Origin of the sequence: Actinoplanes utahensis (genome assembly GCF_016862455.1) — a bacterium.
Taxonomy (GTDB): Bacteria; Actinomycetota; Actinomycetes; order Mycobacteriales; family Micromonosporaceae; genus Actinoplanes; species Actinoplanes utahensis.
Map to the genome: position 1 here is coordinate 112358 of NZ_BOMZ01000079.1, position 18370 is coordinate 130727.

The 18370-nt window shown below is 70.2% G+C and carries 17 protein-coding genes; 12 read left to right on the forward strand and 5 right to left on the reverse strand.

What is annotated here, in order from left to right; genetic code table 11:
* The first annotated feature begins 155 nt into the window (after positions 1-155).
* From Aut01nite_RS27205 to Aut01nite_RS44900, 3 genes are all read left to right on the forward strand, one after another.
* Positions 156-1253, forward strand: a complete 1098-nt coding sequence (locus Aut01nite_RS27205) for a DICT sensory domain-containing protein (protein ID WP_043523652.1) — start codon at positions 156-158, stop codon at positions 1251-1253.
* A 236-nt stretch (positions 1254-1489) separates the two neighbouring features.
* On the forward strand, positions 1490-2986 hold the full coding sequence (locus Aut01nite_RS27210; RefSeq protein ID WP_043523651.1) for an MSCRAMM family protein: 1497 nt from the start codon (positions 1490-1492) through the stop codon (positions 2984-2986).
* Between the two features lie 291 nt (positions 2987-3277).
* Positions 3278-3529, forward strand: a complete 252-nt coding sequence (locus Aut01nite_RS44900) for an 8-oxoguanine DNA glycosylase OGG fold protein (protein ID WP_373871554.1) — start codon at positions 3278-3280, stop codon at positions 3527-3529.
* Between the two features lie 73 nt (positions 3530-3602).
* Here the strand turns inward: Aut01nite_RS44900 and Aut01nite_RS27215 are convergent, their stop codons facing one another.
* Entirely contained in the window at positions 3603-4742 is a 1140-nt protein-coding gene (locus Aut01nite_RS27215; protein ID WP_043523650.1) for an acyl-CoA dehydrogenase family protein, read from the reverse strand.
* Positions 4743-5140: 398 nt separating this feature from the next.
* Positions 5141-5773, reverse strand: a complete 633-nt coding sequence (locus Aut01nite_RS27220) for a DinB family protein (protein WP_052163410.1) — start codon at positions 5771-5773, stop codon at positions 5141-5143.
* Between the two features lie 262 nt (positions 5774-6035).
* On the opposite strand from Aut01nite_RS27220, the gene Aut01nite_RS27225 reads away from it, so the two are divergent.
* The gene (locus Aut01nite_RS27225; RefSeq protein WP_052163409.1) at positions 6036-7040 is read left to right on the forward strand and encodes an ATP-binding protein; all 1005 of its coding nucleotides are present in this window, start codon (positions 6036-6038) and stop codon (positions 7038-7040) included.
* 83 nt (positions 7041-7123) lie between these two features.
* The gene (locus tag Aut01nite_RS27230; RefSeq protein ID WP_204037700.1) at positions 7124-7861 is read left to right on the forward strand and encodes a hypothetical protein; all 738 of its coding nucleotides are present in this window, start codon (positions 7124-7126) and stop codon (positions 7859-7861) included.
* Between the two features lie 70 nt (positions 7862-7931).
* Here the strand turns inward: Aut01nite_RS27230 and Aut01nite_RS27235 are convergent, their stop codons facing one another.
* Together Aut01nite_RS27235 and Aut01nite_RS27240 are read right to left on the reverse strand one after the other, a co-directional pair.
* Entirely contained in the window at positions 7932-8729 is a 798-nt protein-coding gene (locus tag Aut01nite_RS27235) for an NAD(P)H-dependent oxidoreductase (protein WP_043523647.1), read from the reverse strand.
* A complete protein-coding gene (locus Aut01nite_RS27240; protein WP_201775466.1) occupies positions 8726-9343 on the reverse strand; it encodes a TetR/AcrR family transcriptional regulator in 618 nt (205 codons plus the stop codon). The genes Aut01nite_RS27235 and Aut01nite_RS27240 overlap by 4 nt, the downstream gene beginning before the upstream one ends.
* Before the next feature lie 336 nt (positions 9344-9679).
* Here Aut01nite_RS27240 and Aut01nite_RS27245 point away from each other — a divergent pair, with 336 nt between their 5' ends.
* The gene (locus Aut01nite_RS27245; protein WP_052163408.1) at positions 9680-10639 is read left to right on the forward strand and encodes a diacylglycerol/lipid kinase family protein; all 960 of its coding nucleotides are present in this window, start codon (positions 9680-9682) and stop codon (positions 10637-10639) included.
* 33 nt (positions 10640-10672) lie between these two features.
* On the opposite strand, the gene Aut01nite_RS27250 is transcribed toward Aut01nite_RS27245, so the two are convergent.
* Positions 10673-12799: a sensor histidine kinase gene (locus Aut01nite_RS27250; RefSeq protein WP_052163407.1), complete on the reverse strand. Its 2127-nt coding sequence runs from the start codon at positions 12797-12799 to the stop codon at positions 10673-10675.
* A gap of 301 nt (positions 12800-13100) precedes the next feature.
* On the opposite strand from Aut01nite_RS27250, the gene Aut01nite_RS27255 reads away from it, so the two are divergent.
* The 6 genes from Aut01nite_RS27255 (at position 13101) to Aut01nite_RS27280 (ending at position 18364) form a co-directional block, all read left to right on the forward strand.
* Positions 13101-14102, forward strand: coding sequence for an MEDS domain-containing protein (locus Aut01nite_RS27255; protein WP_043523644.1), 1002 nt, complete (start codon positions 13101-13103; stop codon positions 14100-14102).
* A gap of 270 nt (positions 14103-14372) precedes the next feature.
* On the forward strand, positions 14373-15179 hold the full coding sequence (locus tag Aut01nite_RS27260; protein WP_043523643.1) for a PRC and DUF2382 domain-containing protein: 807 nt from the start codon (positions 14373-14375) through the stop codon (positions 15177-15179).
* A 64-nt stretch (positions 15180-15243) separates the two neighbouring features.
* The gene (locus tag Aut01nite_RS27265; protein WP_043523642.1) at positions 15244-15417 is read left to right on the forward strand and encodes a CsbD family protein; all 174 of its coding nucleotides are present in this window, start codon (positions 15244-15246) and stop codon (positions 15415-15417) included.
* 228 nt (positions 15418-15645) lie between these two features.
* Positions 15646-15972, forward strand: coding sequence for a hypothetical protein (locus tag Aut01nite_RS27270; protein WP_043523641.1), 327 nt, complete (start codon positions 15646-15648; stop codon positions 15970-15972).
* Positions 15969-17696: a WXG100 family type VII secretion target gene (locus tag Aut01nite_RS27275; RefSeq protein ID WP_152628569.1), complete on the forward strand. Its 1728-nt coding sequence runs from the start codon at positions 15969-15971 to the stop codon at positions 17694-17696. The genes Aut01nite_RS27270 and Aut01nite_RS27275 overlap by 4 nt, the downstream gene beginning before the upstream one ends.
* On the forward strand, positions 17693-18364 hold the full coding sequence (locus Aut01nite_RS27280; RefSeq protein WP_043523640.1) for a hypothetical protein: 672 nt from the start codon (positions 17693-17695) through the stop codon (positions 18362-18364). The genes Aut01nite_RS27275 and Aut01nite_RS27280 overlap by 4 nt, the downstream gene beginning before the upstream one ends.
* The last annotated feature ends 6 nt before the right edge of the window (positions 18365-18370 follow it).

An 18370-nucleotide genomic window follows, 5' to 3' on the forward strand; every position in this document is an offset into this window, starting at 1 on the left:
GTCCTCAATGGAGGGTTGCTGCGCTGTTCCGGAACGTGCACTTCGCGGTCGACGATCAGGGGCATCGGCGGGTCGTGATCGTGGTCCTGATTTCGGTGACCCACCTCGGGGGTCTGCGGATGCGAACCGGGCCCCGTTCTCCATAGGCTACCGCCGTGCCCGCCACCCCGGCCGTACAACGGCTGACCAAGAGAACCCTCGTGACCGTCTCGCACGCCATCGAGCGTGCGGCCCTCGCCGCCGCCGAAGACGGGCCCATGGTGGTCGTCGCGATGTTCCAGCGGCTGCCGTACTTCGAACGAGAACGCCAGGTGTACGCCGACATCGCGAGCAGTGCGGCGGCGACCGTGGTCGGTCTCGTCGCCGACGAGATACCGGAGATGCCGGCCGAGAGCGAGATGGTGCTTCTCGACGAGAAGGACGAGCTGGCACGGGAGTGGACGGTCGTCGTGCTGACCCCGCGCTTCGGCGCGATGCTGGTGGCGTACGACCTGGAGCAGTTCCAGCCCGGAGCGGCGACGCTGGAGAGCGGCCGGCTGTTCGAGGCGCGCACCGCCTTCCGCCGTGACGACGCGCTGCACGAGGTGCTGCGCCTGCGTCAACGGCTCGGCGACCGCCTGTCCCCGGCGACCCGGGCGGCCGTCGACGCGGTCGTGCAACGGGTACGCCACCTGCCGGCCACGCCGGGGGAGAGCCGCGCCGACGCGGCACTGCGGCTGTTCACGGCCCGGGCCGAACGCGACCACGAACGCCTGCGGTCCGGCCCCGAACCGGCGCCGGCGCCGGAGGTGCCCGGCGACACCGACCTGGCCGGCGAGCCCGGCATGTTGCGCTGGACGGGAGCGGCCGGCACCACCGCCTCGGGGATTCTGCCGGTCGCGGTGGTCGCGGTGCGGGTCACCCACGCGGCGGGTGCGTCGGAGGGGCGGATCGGCCGCACCACCACGCGGCAACATCAGGCCGCCGTCGAACTGCTCCTCAGCCGGCTGCGTCAAGGCGACCGGGCGCTCAAGATCGGACCCGACGACTTCATGCTGCTGCTCCCGACGCTGGGCCACGACGACGCGGTGCGGTTCGCCTACGAGCTCGTCGAGGCGTTCTCCGCGGCCGAAGCGCGCAGCGCATTCCTGTCGGCGCAAGTGACGGTGGCTCTGACGGTCACCCGCCGTCGGCCGCTCCCGCAGGAGGACCTGCGGCAGGCCCTGGACTGGGCGATGTCCGAGAACACCCCGGTCGTGACCCTCGCCGACTGATCCCGACGAAGCCGGCGCGGCGGCGACCCGAGCAGTCAGTCGACGAGGGCGGGGATCGCGCAGAGGAGAAGGCGCCTCCCGAGGTAGGGGCGCGGCAGGTCGACAGCGTTCTCGGCACGTAGACGGCCGCTCCTGACGGGACCACGGCGAGCGCGGTGATCACTAAGATCAATACGTTGCAGTAAGTCGTCGCAGACGTCTGCAGTTCCCTGCCGCTCCGATCCGAGGATCGCTCCTTGCACAGATCGTTCCGAGCCCTCGGGCTCGCCATCCTGTCCGGAATCCTGGCAGCGGGCGCGTCGGCCACGCCCGCTGCCGCCGACGACCTCGGCGTCATCGCCGGCACCTTCACGGACCGGGCCGGCAACCCGATCCCCAACGCTTACACGATCATCGAGAACATCGATGGGGGCGCTGCCGAATACACCTACACCCACCCGGTGGGTGGCGACTACCAGGTGCCAGTCGCCCCCGGCACCTACCGGGTGTCGTTCCGATGGAAAGGGCTGACCCAATGGGCGCACCAGCAGCTCGACGCGGGTCAAGCGAACACCTTCACCGTCGCCGCGGGTGAGACCGTCCAGGTGAGCGACCAACTGGTGCCGTCCGGGACATTGAACGGCCACCTCACCAACGCGGACGGCACACCACTGGCGTACGCGTGGGTCAGCCTCTGGCGCGAAGGCGTGTCCGTCAACTACACCGAGTCTGACGCGAACGGCTTCTACTCCTTCCCCGCGGTGCTGCCCGGCGACTACCAGGTGCGGTTCACATCGCAGTACATCCCGGGCACGTTCACCGTCGTGACCGATCAGTCCACCACGGCGGACGGCACGCTGCAGCCTCCACCGCCGTCGACCACGCTTGTCGTCAAGGCGGTCGACGCGGTCAGCGGCGAGCCGGCGCCCGGTTTCTGCGTGCTCGTCGCCGAGCGGGAGGAGTGTGGAAACCCCGACGCTGACACCGTCACGATGACCCGGATGCCCACCGGCCCGATCAGCTTCACCCTGATATCGAAGGGGCAGTACCACTTGGACAAGAGCGGTGTGACCGCCACCCTCGTCGAGAACGAGACGACCACGATCACCGTGCCGCTGGTCCTCGGTGGCACGGTCCAGGTCGCCGCCAGCGACCCCGGGCAGTTCGGGGTCCCGGTCAGCCGCGCCTGCTTCGACCTCAAGGTGATCGGCCGCCCGGCCAACGTCGGTAGCGGCTGCACCGGGAACAACGGCATCGGCTGGACGCAGCCGGTCCCGGCCGGCACCTACACGATCTTCGTCGACGCCCCCGGCGACCTGGGTGACCAGTGGCTGGGCGAGAACGGCGGCACCGGCGACCAGCAGACGGCCGCCCGGATCGTCGTCGAGCCGGGCAAGACCACGCAGGCGCCGGACGTGCTCCTCGACCGCGCCGGATCCATCACCGGCGTGGTCACCGGGACGGACGGCACTCCGCTGGAGTCGGCCCACGTCAACGTCTTACCGGCCGCGGACCACGGCACCGGCGACCCGATCGGCGTCTACACGGACGCCTCCGGCCGGTACCTGCTCGACAAGCTCGGACCGTACTCCTGGCCGTTGCAGTTCGAGAAGCGCCCCGACTATCCGATCCAGTGGTCCGGGAACGTCAGCGACCGTTCCCAGGCCGTCCCCATCCCGGTCACCGCCGGCGCCACCAGCACCTACGACATCACGCTGACCAAGGGGGCGACGCTCCGCGGCGCCCTCTCCTAGGGTGGCTCGCATGTGCGGGCACCGTCCCACCACGCGGCCACCGGCGATCTGACCGTCGACTGACCGGCTACGACGGATCCTCGTTGTGGAGTCTCACCAGACGCTCCGGCGGTTGCCCGCCGGGGCGTCTCTCTTCCTCTACGACCGCGGTCCCCTGGGAACCCCGGGCTGGTGAGACAGCCCTTGAGGCCGGGCGGGCCGATGGCCCCTTCCGGTTTCCGGGCGCCGGGGAACCGGGGAGTCATGTCGAAGCCCGCCGGGTGAGCAGCCTCCGACCCCGGCGCCGCGTCGATCAGGGCGGAGGTCCGCGAGAAGCCGGCTGCCGGAGCTGCCGTCGGACGCGAACGAGGTCCTGTCGAGGGGTTCAGATGGATGAACAATGCCGGCAAGGTCGCGTACCCGGGCGGGCCGATCTTCACCAAGTGGTCGTACTTCAAGCGGGCCAGAACCAACTCGCCTACAGAACCGCGGGCTCTTATCTCGACTTCTGCGTCCAGATCCCATGGCGGCCTGATGTCAGCCGACACCGAGCCCGTCGGCTGACTCGGCCTGTTCTGCGCCGATGAAGGCATTGCACCACGGCGCCCGGTTCGGTGCGGCTCCCGGACCTGGATGGTCAGTAGGACAGCGGCGTCGGTGTGCCGAGCATGGCGGAGCCGTGGCCGGTCAGCCAGCCTTCGGCGGCCGCGGCGTGCTGACTGAAGGTGTGCATGTCCCGGAACCGGCGCTGGAGCGGCGACGAGTCACGGGCTGCCTGGCCGCCGCCGGCCCGGTAACAGGCGTCGACAGCCGCGGACGCGGCCTCGGTGACCCAGGCCAGCGTGGCGGAGATCCGGGGCCCGATGGCCGGCACGGTGGCCGGATCGGAGGCGCACCGCGTCCACAGCTCATCGGCGGTGGACTCCAGCAGGGCCCGTGCGGCGCGTACGGTGACGTCGGCCCGGCCCAGATCGGTCTGGAAGAGCGGGCTGTCGGCGAGGCGGGCTTTCGCGTACAGCCGCTGTTTGCCCTCGCTGGCGAGGCTGGTGGTGGCGTCGAGGGCGCCCTGGGCGATACCGACCGCGACGGCGCCGAGGTGCAGGACGAAGTGCATCAGCGGTGCCACGTAACCGGGCCCGGGGATGCAGGAGACGCCGGCGAACAGGTCGAAGGTGTGCTCGTCGGGGACCGGGATGTCGCGGATCTCGATGTCGTGGGAGCCGGTTCCGCGCAGCCCCAGCACGTGCCAGGTGTCGACGATCCTGGCCTGCGAGGCGGGCACCAGCATCGACCGCAGCTCCGGTGCCGCGGTGGACGGCTCGGCCGGAAGGACCACACAGTTGCCGAACAGCCAGTCGGCGTGGGTGCTGCCGCTGGCGAACGCCCACCGGCCGTCGGTCAGGTAGCCGTCGGCGGTGCGGGTGGCGGTGCCCTGCGGGTTGAAGCCGCCGGCGACGACCACGTCGGGGCCGGCGGCGTACATCTTGTCGAAGGTGTCCCGAGCCAGGAAGGCGAGCAACTGCGGCGTCTCCGAGCCGATCATCACGGTCCAGCCGACAGCCGGATCTGCGGTGGCCAGGGCCTCCAGGACAGCCATGCCGGTCCGCAGGTCGATCTCGTGGCCGCCGTGGCTGCGGGGCACGAACATTCGGAGGAGACCCGCCGCCCGCAGCTCGGCGATCAGGTCGTCGGGCAGTCGCCGTGCCTCGTCGAACTCGGCGGCGCGGGCTCGCAGTGACGGCGCCATGGTCCGGGCGCGGCTCACCAGGTCATGCATGTTCTTCTCCTACCGGGATACGGTGTTCCGCCACTCATCACAGTGGACGGACGAGCCGGCGCGCCAGAGCCGGGCGGTGTCCTGAATCGGACCGGACGGTATGGCCGCGCTCCTGGTAGGAAGAGCCCGGGGTGGTCCGGAGAAGGTGCTCACGGGGTGTCCCTGGTCGAAACGGCTGAACTCGTCGATGGAGTCCATGAGCAGCCACTCGATCACGCGGAGTGCGTAGGTGCGGACCGCTTCGTCGAACAGTTCGGCCTTGGTGCCGAAGGCGGCGTACAGGCTGGAGCTCGTGCGCCGCGTCCCCGGCGCAACCGTCCACGAGCTCAGCGGGCATCACCATGAACCACCGAGCGGGCACCTGTACCGGCGTCCGCTCGATCCGTTCCACAGGTGGATCAGGGAACGGGCTTGGCTGTGGAGTCCCAGCGCCAGGCGCGTCCTCGACTCTCAGGAGTACGTCCGGTGGCGGCCAGCAGGTCCTGCCAGGGGTCATCGGAACGTTCGGCGTGGGCGAAGATGCGATCGAGGCACGGCGCTACGAGCTGTGCCGGCGCCCGGTAGTCGATGTGGTGCGCGCCCAGGATGTCGCGGGTGTGCAGGACCAGTTCGACGATGCCCATCGCGGCCAGAGCCGAGCGGTCGGGGTTTCCGTACGGATGCCAGCCGGTGCGGTCGGCGGGCGCGCCGGCGATCACCGCGACCAGAAGACCTCCGACAGCGTCCAGGCAGGTGAGCACCGCCCGTGTTCCACCCTCTTCCTCTGGCCAGAACATGCACGCGGGTCGTCCGGGGGCCGGCGAGAACTCCATCAGCGGGGTCCAGCCCTCCTGACGGTGTATACCGGACAACTGCATCGCATAGGCGCCCAGGTCGTCCAGGATGTGCGCGATCGTCTCCCGGCAGGTCCATTCCAGACCGGCCGCCTGCAGCCCCCACCCGTCGTCGGGGATCTGTCGAAGGCCCGCGCGTGCATGCTCCAGCGCTGCCGAGACGAGATTGCTGTCGGGAAGGCCGATCAAGGTCACCATGAGAGCAGCTTCCCAGCCGTGACGGCTTCCGGCTAACGGAAATCATCTCCCGCATCCGGGGGAGGGGTGACGATGCGAGCGGCCGGATGAGTGTGCGCCGTCGTGTCCAGGGTACGAAGGTCGTTGTGCCTGTCGGCGCTGTGCCGATCCTGCTCGCCGCGGGGCCGTCGGCGTCCACCCATCACCGTGTACGGGAGGATCTGAGAAAAATCACGATCATGACTATTGGCGTACGGGCGACAGCGGCTGCGATGGACTGGTGATGACCGTGGACCACGCGGCCGAAGAGGGTGTGCTGGGATTCGCGCACGCCGCTCTGATCATCGACGCGGGCCTGGACCTGTCTTCGGTGCTGGGCGCGGAGCTGCGCCGGTCGGCGGAGGTCTACGACGAGGTGCTGCTGATCGTCGGCGACCGTACCCGCGCCGTGCTGGCCGACACGGACGTGCCCGGCGAGGTGGTGAGCTGGGCTGATCCCGCCGCCTTCTACCAGCGGCTCGGCTCCGCGTACGAAACGTTCCGCCACTATCTCGCCGCGCAGCATCAGGCGGGCCGGCGGGTGCACGTGATCGCCGAACCGGATCTGACCAGCACCGTGGACCCCGGGTTCCACGCCGAGCGGGTCGCGGCCTACCTGGCGTACGAAGCCGTCTGCAACGACGCGTACGCGCTCGGCGGCGGGTCCGCGGTGACCTGTATCTGGGACAGCCGTGACCATGCGGACACCGTCATCGACGCGGTCCGGTCCACGCATTCGTACCTGCTCACCGCCGCCGGACCGATGTCGTCCCCCGGCTATCTGTCTCCGGAGCGGTACCTGGCCGAACGGCACGAGAGCTCGCTGCGGCCGGCGCCCCCGTACGTGGACCGCGCAGTGACGCTGTACGAGGTCGCCGAACTCAGCGCCCTGCGTTCGATGCTGGGTGCCTGGACGGCCGAGCACGGCTTCACCGTGCAGGCGACAGAAGACGTCATGGTGGCCGTGGTCGAGGTGGCGACCAACGGACTGCGATACGGCGGAGCCCCGGTCCGAATCCGCGCCTGGCGGCACGGTGCGACCTTGATCGTCCAATGCGACGATGCGGGGGGCCACCCGATCCCGGTCACCGCCGGCTACCACCGCCCTCATCCGCTCGCCGCGGTCACCGGCGGCCGTGGGCTGTGGCTGGCCCGCCAGCTCGCCGACGTGGCCGTGATGTCCTCGGCGCCGGGCCGGACCTCGGTGCGGCTCTACTTCCCGCGACAGCTCATGCAGCCACCGTCCTGACCATGCGACGCCCGGTGGTGTGGGAATTCGGTCATTAGGGTACTTTGCGGTCTCGCTTGACTCGCTCCTGGAGAGGCGGCACGGTGACGAGACCATCAGCGCGGATTCCCATCGACCTGAGGCAGCCGTTGGTCAAGGCGCTCGCGGGGCTGGCCGACACGCCGGACGATGTGCCCGGCCTGGACGCTGATCTGCAGAAGGTGGCGCGGTTGGCCGCTGATCGGATCACCGGCATCGCCTATGCGGCGATCAGCCGACGTCCTGGCGACGGCTGCTGCACTGTCGCGGTCGGTGGCGACCTGGTGCAAACCGTCGAGGAGGCGTCCGGGGCCGCCGGCGAGGAGAAGGCGCCGCGGCATACCGGCGATGCCGCGGCCACGACGACGGCCTGGCCCGGGTTCCGCGAGAAGGCAGCAGACTGGGGCCTGGGTATGGTGTCGGTGCCGCTTTTCACCGGCAGTGGCGCCACGATCGCCACCCTCGATCTGTACGGGCGTGATGCTGCGGTGATGGCGCCGCTGACGGCGGGGATCTGCGCTGCTTACGATCCGGACCTGTGGTGGCTCGACGAGTCCGGCGACGGGCCGTCGATGGATTCCGGCGGCGCGGAATTGGTCGCCGGATTCGCGGAGGCACTGTCGGTGCGCTCGACCATCCAGCTCGCCCTCACCTTGATCGGAAAGGGGGAGAGGGTCGACGCTCGGTGTGCTTATCTCACCCTGCGCATGCGAGCCGCGGGCGAAGGTGTCCTCCTGCGGTCGGCCGCTTCGGCGGTCATCGCGTCCAGCCTCGGGAACCAGTCGGCCGGCGACACGACATAGAACCCCCTGCCGCCGAAGTCTTTCCGAGAACGGGAAGGCGCTCGCCCCGCAGGCCGGGACGCGGACCTTCTCAGGCGCGACGGGCGGAGTGAATGCCGAGATCGGTACGCCCCGGCAGGAGATCCTCGCGCAGGGCCCGGGTTCCCTGGTAGTCGCCATCGCGCAGGCGCCGGAACGGCAGGGTGGGCTCGGCATCGACGGTGCGCAGCCGCTCTCGCAGTCGCGTGGTCTCGCGTTCGACAGCGGCGGCGTCCAGACTGTCGGCGTCGTGGACGACGTGCAGGTCGAGCACGTCGATGCCGACGTACCAGAGCACGCCGTGGGTGACGGGGAACAGCAGGGATTCGATGTCGCCGCTGATGCCGCGCGGGCCGATCGATGCGGCGTCTTCGCCGGCGGTCACCACGATCAGCGCCCGGCGTCCGGCGAGGCCGCCGTCGCCGTAGCGGCGCGGCAGCCCGTCGTCGTCGACGTCGCCGTAGGCGAATCCGCTGGTGAGCACCCGGTCGAACCAGCCTTTGAGGATCGCGGGCGGCCCGTACCACCACAGTGGGAACTGGATGACCAGCAACTCCGCCGCGGCCAGTTTCGCCTGCTCGTCACGCACGTCGGCGGGCAGTTCGCCGCGGGTGTACGCCTCGCCGGCCAGTTCGGCGATGTTGCCGGGTTTCGCGGCCAGCTCACCCAGGTCGCGGTCGCTGAGCACCGGGTCGAAGCCCTGCGCGTACAGATCGGAGGTCTGCACCCGATAGCGAGCGGCCAGCGCCTCGGTGCCCGCCTGAAGGAGGTGAGCGTTGAAGGATTCCCGGCGGGGGTGCGCGTACACCCAGAGGGCGTTGCCTGTCTCGGGGGTGTGGGTGATCGTCATGAGGTCTCCTCGCTCGTGGGGTGCCGGTTCTCGGTGGCGACCGCCGTGACGACGCGGGCAAGCGCGTCGCGGGCGCGTTCGGGGCTGATCCGCCCGTCGAGGGCGCTGCGGGCGAGGGCGTCGCCGGCGCCGACGATGGCCTGCAGTCCCGCCGTGTCGATGGGGCCGGCCAGCGGCGTGAGCGCCTCGCGGCACATGTCGAGGTAGGCCGCTTCGGCCTCCTGGCGCAGCCGGTTGAGGGTTGCCGAGCCGGTCAGCGCGGCGACGACGTCGGCCAGCTCTCGGCCTTCGGCGAGGCAGCAGTCGATGTACGCCCCCGCGACCAGGTCCGCCACCGGCGGCAGGTCGGGCTCGGTCTCGCCGAGCGCGGCGCGCAGCGTCTCGCGCTGGCGGGCCTCGAACTCGCGGTACAGCTCGGCGAGGACGCCGTCCCGGTCGCCGAAGTGGTCGTAGACCAGGGGTTTGGTCACTCCGGCGCGGTCGGCGAGCCGGGCCAGGGTGAACTCGCCGGTGCCGGCGTCGCGGATGAGCTCGCGGGCGACCTGCAGCAGTTGGGTGTGCCGCTGCTGCTTGGACATCCTGCGGCGCGGGCTCACCGGGGACGGCTCACTCATCCGGCCTCCGTCAACTCGAGATCAGCAGAAGTTACTTTTAGTAAGTTACCATAAGTAGCTTAGCCCTGCAGGCCCCGCCGTGCCTGAATCACTGCCGTCCACGCCGGTGCCAACCCCTGTTTGGCGGAATCCACTCAGGGCAATACGTCCTCGACGGCAACGGATGACCGTTGCGCGACGAATCTCGTCCATCGGCTACCTGGTCAGCCGCGGCCCGGCGAAGTCAGGCAGCCGTGACCCCGCCGACGCCTGACGAATGCCGACGGCCGCCGCCGACCCCGGACGGGGCCGGCGGCGGCCGATTTCTGCACGGAAAGGGACTCTCCCGTGGATGTCATGACCATTACCGGCCCTCAACGATCAGCCGTTGTCGTGAACCCGGTGAAAGTGCCCGACCTCGACGTGCTGCGCCGTACCGTCACCGATGCCCTCACCGCGCAGGGCTGGCCGGAGCCGATGTGGCTCGAGACGACCGTCGACGACCCCGGCGCCGGCCAGGCCCGCCAGGCGGTCCGCGACGGCGCCGAACTCGTCCTGGCGTGCGGTGGCGACGGCACCGTGATGGCCTGCGTGACCGCCCTCGCCGGCTCCGACGTCGCGCTGGCCGTGCTGCCCGCCGGTACCGGCAACCTGCTGGCCGCCAACCTCGGGCTCTCCGGAGACCTCGCCACCGGCCTCGAGGTCGTCCTGCAGGGCGGGCGCCGCCGCATCGACGTGGGAGCGGTCGGCGAGCAGAGCTTCGCGGTGATGGCCGGCATGGGCTTCGACGCCCACATGCTCGACGCCACCAGCGACACCGCCAAGAAGCACATCGGCTGGCTCGCCTATGTCGCCGGAGCCGTCCAGCACCTCCGCGACCGCCCCATGCACCTGCGCATCACCCTCGACGACAAGCCGTCCTTCACCCGCCGGCCCCGTACCGTCATCGTCGGCAACGTCGGCCGGCTGCAGGGCGGCATGCGACTGCTCAGCGAGGCACGACCCGACGACGGCCTGCTCGACGTCGCCATCCTCAGCCCGCGCACCCTGCGCCACTGGGCCGCCCTCGGCTGGGGCGTGCTGCGCCGCAAACAGCGCGTGCCGCGCATGGAGACGTACACCGCCACCCGCGTGCAGATCCGCAGCAAGCGCGCGCAGCCCCGCCAGCTCGACGGGGATCTCATCGACCCGGGCAAGGACCTGCTGGTCACCGTACGGCCGAAGGCACTGCTGCTCTGTGTGCCCCAGCCCGCCACCGATCCCGACCTCACCCACGACGCGAACGCGGTCGAGCACGACGCCCACGAGGTGCGCTGATTCGGATGCCGGATCGCGGTTCGGGTGGGGGGATCAGGTCGCCGCCGGCCGGCTGCCTGCGGTGGCGGGTCGGCCGGTGGGCAGGCGGACGGTGAAGGTGGTGGCGGCTTCGTCGGGTTCGCTGACGGTGATGGTGCCGCCGTGTTGTTCGACGATGGTCCGGGCGACGGTGAGGCCGAGGCCGGTGCCGGGGATGCCGCCGTGGCGGGCGGTGTCGCTGCGGAAGAACATCTCGAACAGCTGGTCGCGGTCGTCGGCGGGGATGCGGTCTCCGGTGTTCGACACGGCCAGTGTGAGGACATGCGGGTCGGCGTGCAGGTTGATTCCGACAGTGCTGCCGGCGCCGGCCCAGGTGAGCGCGTTGGAGAGCAGTTCGTCGACGACTTGTCGCAGCCGGTCGGGGTCTCCGTGCAACGGCGCCGTGGGTGGCGTGTTCGTCTCGATCGCGATGTCGGCGGTCGAGGCCGCTCGGGCGGCGTCGACCGCCGCGTGCACCACAGTGATCAGGTCCATGGGTTGCGTGTTCAGGTCGATATGCCCGGAACGCATACCGGAGACATCGAGTAGTTTCATGACGATGCCGTGCAGGGCGTCGGTGTTACGCCGCATCACCTGCAGCATGGACCGCTGGTCCTCGGTCGTGCTCGGGTCGTCGAGCATCACCTCGGTGTAGGCCTGCACGCTGGTCAGCGGAGTCCGGAGCTCGTGACCGACCAGGGCGATGTACTCGTCGCGGGCCCGGTCGAGTTCGGCGGCGAGGCGTTCGGCGCGGCGGCGGGCGAGGAACTCGCCGAGGTGCGCCCCGACGCCGGTCATGATCGCGGTGCGGGTGTCGTCCGGGCTTTCGGCGGTGGTGCTGTAGCAGGCCAGCACTGCCAGGATGACCGAGCCGCTGGGGACGGGGATGGCCAGGGCGGTGCGCAGCGGGCCCCAATCGGTGGTCTGCTGTGCGGCGTCCGGGTGTGCGGGCAGGTTCGCGGCCCATACCGGTTCCGAGGTCTGCCAAGCGCGGCCGGGGATGCCTTGGCCGTGCAGGAGCGGGTCGGCCGGCCGGGACGGCACGTCGTAGCCGGGCTCGGCCCAGCAGCCGGCACGGCGCAGCACCTGGGCGACGTCGTCGACGGTCCACAGTTCCACCATCACCCAGCCGGCCATCCGCCCGAGAACCTCGACGACCTGGGCCAGGATCTCGTCTGCCGGGTTCGGCTTGGAGATCAGGCGGGAGATCTCCAGTTCGCATTCCTTGTAGCGGGCGGCGCGGCGGTGCAGGGTCACTTCGTGCAACGCGACCACCGCGGCCAGACCCGGCTGGCCGGTGACCGGCCGGCCGTTGGCCCGGAAGTGGCGCCGTGGCGCTGCGGGCGTGCGGACCACCATCTCGGCGTCGCGGACCCGTTGCCCTCGCAGCGCGCGTACCAGCGGCAGCTCCTGGCCGTGCATGCGCCTGCCGTCGGGGTGGAACACCGCCTGGCGCTGCGCCCACTGGTCGGCCGGTATCCCGTCGAGCAGGTCACCGAACAGCCGTCGGGCGCCCTCGTTGAACAGGACCGGCAGTCCCGCGGCGTCGCAGCCGACGACGGCGGTGTCGAGGCTGTCGAGCAGCGCGTGCAGCGTCTCGTTCTGCTGTTGCAACTCGTGGCGGGCGAAGACTTCGGCGGCCATCTGTTCGGTACGGGTCCGCAGTTGCGCGGTGAGCTCGTCCACCGCCGGAGAGTGCTGCCGGGCCTGCATGAAGGCGGTGACGTCCTCGGTGCGGTGCAGGATCCAGCGCAGTCTGCCGTCGGGGCCGAACACCGGTGCGTTGGCCGGCGCCCAGTAGCGGGTGTCGAAGCCGCCGTCCGGGCGGGGGATGTCGTACTTCTGGATCGCCATCACGTCGGTGGCCCGCTCACTGAGGACACGTCGCAGCGAGGCGCCCCACATGCTCACACCGCTGGCCGACGGGTCGTCGGGGTTGTCGGGGAACGCGTCGAAGACGGGCCGGCCCACCAGTTCGTCACGGCGGCGCATGGTAGCGGCCAGGTACGCCTGGTTGGCCTCGACGATCACCAGACTCGGGTCCAGCACGAGCACCGGCGTCGGCACCGCCAGGAACAACGACCGATGATCGACACCGACCGTGCGACCGGGCGCTCCGTCGTTCTCGCTCACTTCCCCCATCACTGCATGATATCCAATACCCGAAAAGTCGTAATTTTCCAGTAGGCCCTGACCGTGCCCCTCGCGTTGACGGCCCGGCAGCGCGCGGTGGCGATACCGGCGGTCACGGGCCTGCTCGAGGAGCTGTGCTGACCGGTCGTCTGCCCGGATTCCGGGCATGGCCCGCTCTGGTTCGGGTAGGACCTTTCATGCCCGTTCGGTCATTCTGTGGCAACCTCGCGGGTGCCCGCTGCTTCCGGTACAGAAACTCGGCGATCATGGCGACTGGTGCAAAGGCCCCCTCACCTGTGATGGTCATGTCATGATCGTGAACCGTCGCGGTCACGAGGCCGGTTCCGGCTTCGTGCACACCGCGCTGATCGCCGGCACGGACGACGAGGTGATCGACGCTCTGGTGCCCGCCCTGCGGCGTTCGGCGAGCACCTACGACGAGGTTCTGATGGTGGTCGGCAAGCACACCCGGGCACTGCTTGCCGGCCACGTCGACGATCTCGCCGGTGTCCTGCGGTGGGATGACGTCGCCGCGTTCTACCGGCGACTGGGGTTCGCTTACGAAAGCTTCCGCCGCTACCTGGCGGAGCAGGCCGAAGCCGGCCGCCGGGTCCATGTGATCGCCGAGCCGGACCTCGCGGACAAGAGCGACGCTGACCCGCCGCCCGGCCGTGCCGAGGCGTACCTGGCGTACGAAGCGGTCTGCAACGACACGTACGCGCCCTACCGGTTCCCGGTGACCTGCTTGTGGGACACCCGCCATCACTCGGCCGCCGTGATCGAGGGCGTCCAGGCCACCCATCCTCGCCTGCTGACCCCGGCGGGCCCGCAGCCGAGTCCGCACTACCGACAGCCTGATCAGTACCTGACGCTGCGCAGCCACGTGACCCTGCCGCCGGTACCGCGAGCCGTCAGCCACGACCAGATCCTGTCCGAGGTGGCCCAGCTCAGCCGGTTGCGGGCACTGCTGAACGCCTGGGCCGGCGACAACGGCTTCGCCGAGGAGAGCGCCGACGACCTCGTCGTGACCGCCGTGGAGATCGCCAGCAACGCCCTGTGCCATGCCGCCACCCCGGTCCGCGTACGCGCGTGGCGCCACGACGACACCCTCGTCGTCCAATGCGACGACACTGCCGGCATCCCGATCCCGGCCACCGCCGGATACCACCGCCCCGACACCACCGGCGCCCTGCCCGGAGGCCGCGGACTCTGGCTCGCCCGGCAACTCGCCGATGTCGTCCTCATCGACTCCCACGCCGGCCGTACATCGATACGCCTGCACTTCCCGCACGACGTCATGCACCGCGGATAGCACCCGAGGTCCGGTGTGGGCCGTCTCGAGCACACCGGCCATCGGCCGGCACCGCATCGGGCAGGCGAAACGCGTGCACCGGCGGGCCGCGTACCTCGCCGATGGGAAGACTTTGAAGGTAATGGCCGGATTCCTCCTGGGGCGTCACGGTGACCAGGTCAAACGCGAGGTCGGCCACTCGATGTGGTGACAGCCGGCGTGAATGGAGCCGTGATCGGGGGGTAGCGAATAGGCGTAGCCGTTGAATCCCCCAGAGGAAGAGAGATCCCCGTGATCACCCAGGACAAGATCAATTCGCTGTACGGGCTCGACGTCATCGACAACGACGGCGACAAGATCGGCACCGTCGGCGCGGTGTGGACCGACGGCGCCGGCCGGCCCGCGTGGGCGAGCGTCCGGACCGGACTGTTCGGCCTGAAGGAGTCGCTGTTCCCGCTGCAGAACACGGACCTGCGTGGTGACCAGCTGGTGGTGCCGTTCGACAAGGCGACGGTCAAGGACGCCCCGAACGTCGACGCCGACCACGACGAGCCGCTGGCCCAGGACGAGGTCGACCGGCTCTACCGGCACTACGACATCAACTGGGACGACACCTACCAGGCGTACCAGACCGGCGCCGCCACCGCGCACACCTCCTACACCGGCGCGGACACGACGTCGGCGGGCAGCCGGGAGTCCGCGGAGGCGACCGGCGACGCGATGACCCGGTCGGAGCAGCGCCTCGACGTCGGCACCGAACGCGAGCAGACCGGCCGGGCCCGGCTGCGCAAGTACGTGGTGACCGAGCAGCAGCAGGTGACGGTGCCGGTCGAGCGGGAAGAGGTCCGGCTCGAACGTGAGCCGATCACCGGCGCCAACCGGGACGCCGCCTACGCCGGCCCGGACCTGACCGAGTCGGAGCACGAGGTGACCCTGCACGCCGAGCGGCCGGTGGTCGACACCGAGACCGTCCCGGTGGAGCGGGTCAGGCTCGGTAAGGAGACCGTCACCGAGCAGCAGACCGTCGGTGGTGAGGTTCGCAAGGAGCGCATCGAGGCCGACCTGCCCGACGAGGACGGCCGCCGCACCATCGGCTGAACGGGCGGTTGCGACACGTTGGAACGGGTACTGCTGGTGTACATCGACGACGTGGAGGTGCCCGATGGCGTTCGACGACAAGGTCGACAACAAGGCCGAAGAGGTCGGCGGCAAGGTCAAGGAAGGTGTCGGCAAGGCCACCGACGACGAGCGCCTGGAGACCGAGGGCAAGGCCGACCAGGCCGGTTCGAACATCAAGCAGGCCGGCGAGAAGATCAAGGACGCTTTCAAGTCCTGATCACCGCCTGAGCACGGGTACGGGCTGCGGCATGCGATGGCTGCCGCAGCCCGTATCTGCTTGCCCCTGCCGACTCTCGTACGGCGTTTCCGAAGTCGTCCCGGGAGCGCCCTCCATGCCATCCTCCGTCGTTGCACCTACTCCACCGTTCCTGATCCGGATCGCGGGGTATCGCGGGTGGCGCCGGAAATGCTTTGATCGTTCCCGCTGACGGACGCGGGGGGCTGCATGGCAGGGTTCGAGGTCGATCAGGAGCTGTTGCGTGCTTTGGCGCGCTCGTACGACGCCGCGGCCGACGGCATCACGGCGATCCGCCCGCGGCTGACCGCGGTCGCCGGTGCGCTGCCCGGTTCGCTGGCCGGCAAAGCCGCCGACCCGGCCCCGGACCGGGCCCGGGACGCCTTCGGGACGGTCGCGCGGCGGCACGAGGACCTCGCCGCCCTCGTCCGGGGGACCGACGGCCAGTACACCGCGTCCGAGGGCCGGGTGGTCGAGGGTATGCAGCGCCTCATCCCGCCCGCGGCCTTCCACGGACCGTGGAGGACGCCACGATGACCTACACCGTTTCCGGGGTGCGCGCGTGGCGCCCGGAGGTGCTCAACGACGTCGCCGACGGGCTGGTCACGGCCCTGGACGCCTTCGAGGGCGAGCTGGAGCAGGCACTGCGCGCGGCCGACGAGGCGACCGGGACCTGGGGCGGCGCCGCATCCGACGCGGCGCACGCCCGGGCGATCATCGAGAACCGGATGGGCCGCCGGATCGTGGCGGCGACGGACACGGCGATCTCCGTCCTGCGCTCCGGTGCCAAGGAGCTGCGCTCCGTACGCGACCATGTCCTGGCGCGGGTGGACGACGCCGTCGGCGAGGGGTTCTCGGTGTCGGACGAGTGGCAGGTCACCGACACCGGGTCGGCCCTGTCCGCGACGGCCCGCCAGCAGCTGCCGCCCACGGAGGTGGCCCGCCTCGACGCCGAGCGCCGGGCTCGCCTGGCGCATCACGCCGACCTCGTCGGCGATGCCCTGCGCCAGCTGGGGGAAGTCGACCACCGTGCCTCGTTCGCCATCGACGGGGCGCTCGACGAGCTGCGCTCGACCGGTAAGGACGTGACGGCGGGCACCGACTACGCGCCGCCGAAGACCCTGACCGGCATGACTCCGGCGCAGCTCGGCGCGCTGCTGAACGACCCGGCGTTCGCGGCGTGGACGGCCGGGCACCCGGACGCGGCCAAGCGGCTGCTCGACGGCGCGGTCGACGCCGGCCTGCTGCCGCCCAAGGACCCCCGCTACAGAGGTTTCCTTGACCAGTTCTGGGAGCGTGAAGCGCTCGAGGGGGCGGGCATCGACATCGACGCCTGGGACCCGTCGAAGGGAACCGCGGCGAACGCGGCGATCATCGAGCAGGTCTACACGTACTACGGCGGGCTGTTCCTGAACCACCCCGAGCTGCAGTGGGCGGGGATGGCGAACATGATCGGACCCTCGTTCGCCGGCGGCTTCTACGATCTGGGGATGATTCGTGACATCGCCCGCCGTGTGCAGGAGGCCGGCGGCGACCTGCCGGACATCCCGTTCACGGGGACCGATGACGACCTGCGCAAGGCCATCGACGGTCTGGCGAAACTCAGTGACGGGGAGCTGCATTTCTACGAGTCGACGTTCCTGTCGATGCAGAAGGAGATCTTCCTCGATCAGGCGTCGATGCACGAGGCCTACCTGGTGGGCGGGACGGCGGAGATCGATCGTCTGCAGCGCGCGGGTGTCTTCGACGACCAGACCGCTCAGGCCTGGCACGACATCGCCGACGGCGTCGCCCGCGACGACCCGTCGCTCGTGGCCGCCGGCAACAAGGAGCTGCTGCGCCGGGAGCAGTGGGACATCATCCGCGACGACTACGACTCGATGCGCGGTCGTCCGGTCACGGGTGAGGTGTTCACCTACGCGGCGACCCTCGTCGGCGCCCCTTCGATCCCGGGTGCGCACACCTTCCCCCAGCAGTTCCCCCTCGTCGTGGACAACCTCGAACTGCCGGTCAGCCACACGAGCCTCGGCGAGTTGGTGACGCCGCTGCCCGACGGCAACATCTCGGTCGCCGACGACCGCTGGAAGCTCGTCGTGACCGACACGCTTCCGGCGTACCAGCACCTGCTGGCCACCGACCTGCAGGGCGCTCGTGACCTCATCGCGTCGGACTTCGGTGACCGCATCGGCGAGCAGCGGTTGACGGAACGCGCCGACGAGATCGCCGAGCGTCTCCTCACCGACTGGGAGTACCGGCGATGAGGGCCGGCCGCATCGCCGGTGCCCTGCTCACCGTCGTACTCCTGGCAGCATGCACCCCCACACCCGAGAAGAAGGGGCCGACCTTGGGACCCGGCGAATACTCCCGGCTGGACGACGCCGGGATCGCGCAGATCGAAGAGCACCGCTTCGCACGGTTCGACGTGCGCGACGGGACGCTCCTGCCGACGGACGTCGGGCTCGCCGCCGACGACACGTCCGGGCCGATCATCGGCGACCCGTCCAAGCCGGAGATGACCGTCGAGATCGTCGGACCGCACGGCACCGAGACGATCACCACGCGGACGCTCAGCGTCCAACCGGGCGAGCGCAGCGCGTCGATCAGGTTCTTCCGCGACCCCGTCGACCGCGCCGCCTCCGCCGCGCGGCTCCGCGAGGACCAGACGGTGTGGGGCATCCAGGCGAAGACCGTCGACTACTGGCTGGCCGCCACCGCCGACCCCACGGTCGGCCAGGACAGACCGTACAAGGCCGTGCTCGGCGAGGGCGTGGGCCGCAGCGGACTCGTGGGGAGTGTTCAGGCGTCGCTGAAGAACGGCGTCGAGATTCACGACGTGCTCATCCTCCTCGGGGCCCACCTCTACACGCCCGAGGCCCTCAAGATCATCCGCTCGACGGGGTCGACCGTGGACGTCCCGAGACCCCACTGAGCCTCC

What these genes read in the sequence shown, in the direction of transcription:
- Aut01nite_RS27240 (WP_201775466.1), bottom strand. Translation starts at nt 9,343, where the DNA reads ATGAGTGAGCCGTCCCCGGTGAGCCCGCGCCGCAGGATGTCCAAGCAG.
- Aut01nite_RS27250 (WP_052163407.1), bottom strand. Translation starts at nt 12,799, where the DNA reads ATGGGGGAAGTGAGCGAGAACGACGGAGCGCCCGGTCGCACGGTCGGT.
- Aut01nite_RS27215 (WP_043523650.1), bottom strand. Translation starts at nt 4,742, where the DNA reads ATGCATGACCTGGTGAGCCGCGCCCGGACCATGGCGCCGTCACTGCGA.
- Aut01nite_RS27235 (WP_043523647.1), bottom strand. Translation starts at nt 8,729, where the DNA reads ATGACGATCACCCACACCCCCGAGACAGGCAACGCCCTCTGGGTGTAC.
- Aut01nite_RS27245 (WP_052163408.1), top strand. Translation starts at nt 9,680, where the DNA reads ATGACCATTACCGGCCCTCAACGATCAGCCGTTGTCGTGAACCCGGTG.
- Aut01nite_RS27220 (WP_052163410.1), bottom strand. Translation starts at nt 5,773, where the DNA reads ATGGTGACCTTGATCGGCCTTCCCGACAGCAATCTCGTCTCGGCAGCG.
- Aut01nite_RS27265 (WP_043523642.1), top strand. Translation starts at nt 15,244, where the DNA reads ATGGCGTTCGACGACAAGGTCGACAACAAGGCCGAAGAGGTCGGCGGC.
- Aut01nite_RS27270 (WP_043523641.1), top strand. Translation starts at nt 15,646, where the DNA reads ATGGCAGGGTTCGAGGTCGATCAGGAGCTGTTGCGTGCTTTGGCGCGC.
- Aut01nite_RS27280 (WP_043523640.1), top strand. Translation starts at nt 17,693, where the DNA reads ATGAGGGCCGGCCGCATCGCCGGTGCCCTGCTCACCGTCGTACTCCTG.
- Aut01nite_RS27225 (WP_052163409.1), top strand. Translation starts at nt 6,036, where the DNA reads ATGACCGTGGACCACGCGGCCGAAGAGGGTGTGCTGGGATTCGCGCAC.
- Aut01nite_RS27255 (WP_043523644.1), top strand. Translation starts at nt 13,101, where the DNA reads ATGATCGTGAACCGTCGCGGTCACGAGGCCGGTTCCGGCTTCGTGCAC.
- Aut01nite_RS27275 (WP_152628569.1), top strand. Translation starts at nt 15,969, where the DNA reads ATGACCTACACCGTTTCCGGGGTGCGCGCGTGGCGCCCGGAGGTGCTC.